This window comes from Williamsia sp. (assembly GCF_036566845.1).
In the GTDB taxonomy this organism is placed as follows: Bacteria; Actinomycetota; Actinomycetes; order Mycobacteriales; family Mycobacteriaceae; genus Williamsia.
The window spans coordinates 1-2702 of sequence record NZ_DATCVM010000062.1 but is presented as its reverse complement, the minus strand read 5'-3'; the positions used below and the strand labels follow the sequence as shown (position 1 = coordinate 2702).

Annotated in this window: 3 protein-coding genes; 2 read left to right on the top strand and 1 reads right to left on the bottom strand. The window is 63.1% G+C overall.

What is annotated here, in order from left to right:
- Nucleotides 1–9: 9 nt before the first annotated feature.
- Nucleotides 10–879 carry a metal-dependent hydrolase gene (locus VIQ49_RS05460; RefSeq protein WP_331881719.1) on the bottom strand — a complete coding sequence of 290 codons (870 nt, stop codon included), beginning with the start codon at nt 877–879 and terminating at the stop codon, nt 10–12.
- 104 nt (nt 880–983) lie between these two features.
- Between VIQ49_RS05460 and VIQ49_RS05455 the strand changes: the two genes are divergently transcribed.
- Complete coding sequence (locus VIQ49_RS05455; protein ID WP_331881716.1) at nt 984–1625, top strand: TetR/AcrR family transcriptional regulator; 642 nt, start codon at nt 984–986, stop codon at nt 1623–1625.
- Nucleotides 1626–1950: 325 nt separating this feature from the next.
- Nucleotides 1951–2702, top strand: a 752-nt coding sequence (locus VIQ49_RS05450; RefSeq protein WP_331881713.1) for an MMPL family transporter, incomplete at its 3' end; no start/stop codon positions are given.

Genomic DNA, 2702 nt, shown 5'->3' with positions numbered 1-2702 from the left:
CTGGTCGAGCTAGACGCTGCTACGCACCTGTTGGCCACCATCGGCGTCGAAGAGTTCCTTGGTCCAGCGTTCGAGGATCTCTGCGCTATTCCAGTCGTCGGGATGAAATCCGGCGCGGGTGTAAGAACGAAAGCGCTCAATTGCTGCTGCGCTGAATAGCGGGTTATGACGGAAGGCTCGAAGGCTGCGCAGCAACCGCACCGGGCTGTAGGCGGCACGGTCACCGGCCAGAGAGCGGGTGGTCTGGATGACCAACTCGCTGAACAAGAGGAGGCTGGCGATCCGCATCCCCCAGACCCTGGTGCGTTCGCTTCCACCGACCGTCTCGTAGACATCGAAAGCGACGGCCTTGTGCTCGCATTCTTCCAGTGCATGCCAGAGCAGAATAGGCCGCACTTCGGTGTCGCCGATCAATTCTTGAGCTTCGTCGCTGGTGAGAATGATCTCGGCGAATGTCGCCGTGTAGTGCTCGAGGGCGGCCGTCACAGCCAGGCGCATCTTGGGAGAAAAACGCTTCTCAAGTCGGCCAACCAACTTCTTGATATGCCGATCGATCCCCTCGGTGGGATAGCCCATCGCTTGAAGGCGATCGTTGAGCAGCCGATGCTGGTGCCGGTGGGTGGCCTCTTGAGCGATGAATCCCTTGACCGCCTCCTTCAGGTCAGCGTCGCTGATGTGGTCCCGGTACTCGCGGACTGACCGGATGAAGAAGTCTTCGCCTTCGGGGAACGTGGCCGACAAGGTGGACACAAAGTGGCTCATCACCAAGTCGCCATCGACGAAGTGCTGCCGACTGGTCCCAGCAGGCATGGCGAACCGAACACGGCGGGGCTTCGGGACGACCCGCGTGGTGGGCCGCGTGGACGAATCGTCGCTCATGTTGTTCTCCCGTTCGTCAAAGGCACGCTGGCAATCTGACTCTAAGCCTTGTCAGAATTAGATGGCAAGCTATCCAGGTGGGTTCGGCGCGGGTGTATAGCGGGATGTCCGCCGAGGAGCGCCACCGGAACCGGCGCACCCGTCTCATCGAGGCCGCAACCGAGTTGATCGGCACGCGCGGTGTTGCCGCCGCCACTGTGACTGCCGTCTGCGCTGAATCAGGTGTCACGTCACGCTACTTCTACCAGCATTTCTCCGGCCGAGACGCACTCCTGCGGGCTGTCTACCAGCAGCTCTATGCCACCTTCCAGGAGGTGATAGTCGACGCGATTCCCGATGCCGGCGAGCCACCGGAGGTGCTGGCGTACGCGCCGATCCGCAGGCTGGTCAGCATGATCGACAACGACCCTCGGCTGGGTCGGATCCTGTTCGTAGAATCTGCAACCGAGCCGCTGCTCCGAGAGCTACGCAGCGAACTGATGGCCGGTTTCACCGACCTCGTATTGCGCGAAGCCAGACTTCACCTCGACATCGCCGACTCCGCCGTGGGGGTTGCCCATCTGGCCTCGACCTTGGGCGTAGGAGGGCTATTCGAAGTCTTGCGCCGCTGGCTCGACGGAGAACTCGAGTTCACCACCGATGAACTCGTTCAGCACTGCGCAGGTTTCCTGGGCAGCCTCGGCAATTACGTGCTGCTGCAGAACACGGGCCAGTCGGCCACAACCGAAGCCCAACCCCAGAGGTAGCGGCCCGCGGCCCCGCTACGCGATGTGGCCGTGCGTGCGCTCGATGTCAACGTCCGGGACCAGCAACAGCAAAACCCAGAACGACATCCAAGGCCAATGCCGTCGACTGAACAACGTCGGCCTGGCTTCAGAAGCCAACTGAGTTTCGACCATTCCTCTGCCGACTGTGACCGGCGCCCGGGGCCCGACTCGATAGCGGCCGCCGGCCCTTCGCCAGCCGCGCATTGCTCGGCCTCGCGACGACGACTCCGCGACCACTTGCACTACATGCGGTAGCGTAGCGATACCGACAGTATCGCTACCATTCGCTACCAGTGGAGGTCCAGTGACCGACGGCACTGCAGATTCCCCAAGCCAGGCCACGCGCCGTGGCCGGCGGGCCGACGGATCCCCCGACCCGGCCGACACCCGCGAGTACAGCGAACGGTTGGCAGCGCTAGCCCGATTCACCCTCAGGCACAAAGCGCTGGTCATCGGGGTATGGCTAGGCGCCGCGGTGGTCCTCGCGCTGCTGTTCCCCCAGCTGGAAACCGTGGTGCGCCAACAGTCGGTGGACCTTATTCCTCGCGATGCGCCGTCCTTGCAGACGGTTGACCGCATGAGCGCCGCTTTCGGCGAAGAAGGCTCGAAAACCATGGTGTTCGTCGCCATGGAAGACCCCAATGGCTTGACTCCGACTGCACGGCAGGGCTACGGCGAACTCGTGGACCGGTTGCAGGCCGAAGGCAACCACGTCGTGCTGGTGCAGGACCTACTGTCCGATCCGATTACCGAAGCCCAGGCAGTCAGCGCCGACGGCAAAGCCTGGTACCTGCCCGTCGGCGTCACCGGCACCCTCGGAGACCCCACGGCCGCCGAATCCGTCAACGCGGTGCGCGACATCGCTGCGGAGGTGTTCACCGGATCGACTACGACCGTGCAGGTGACGGGACCACCGGCAACCTTCAGCGACATGATCGCCTCCGCCGAGCACGACCTGCTGCTGATCTCAATCGCTACCGCGGGCGTGATCGCCCTGATCCTGCTGATCGTCTACCGGTCGGTATTCACCGCGCTGTTACCGCTGCTGGTGATCGG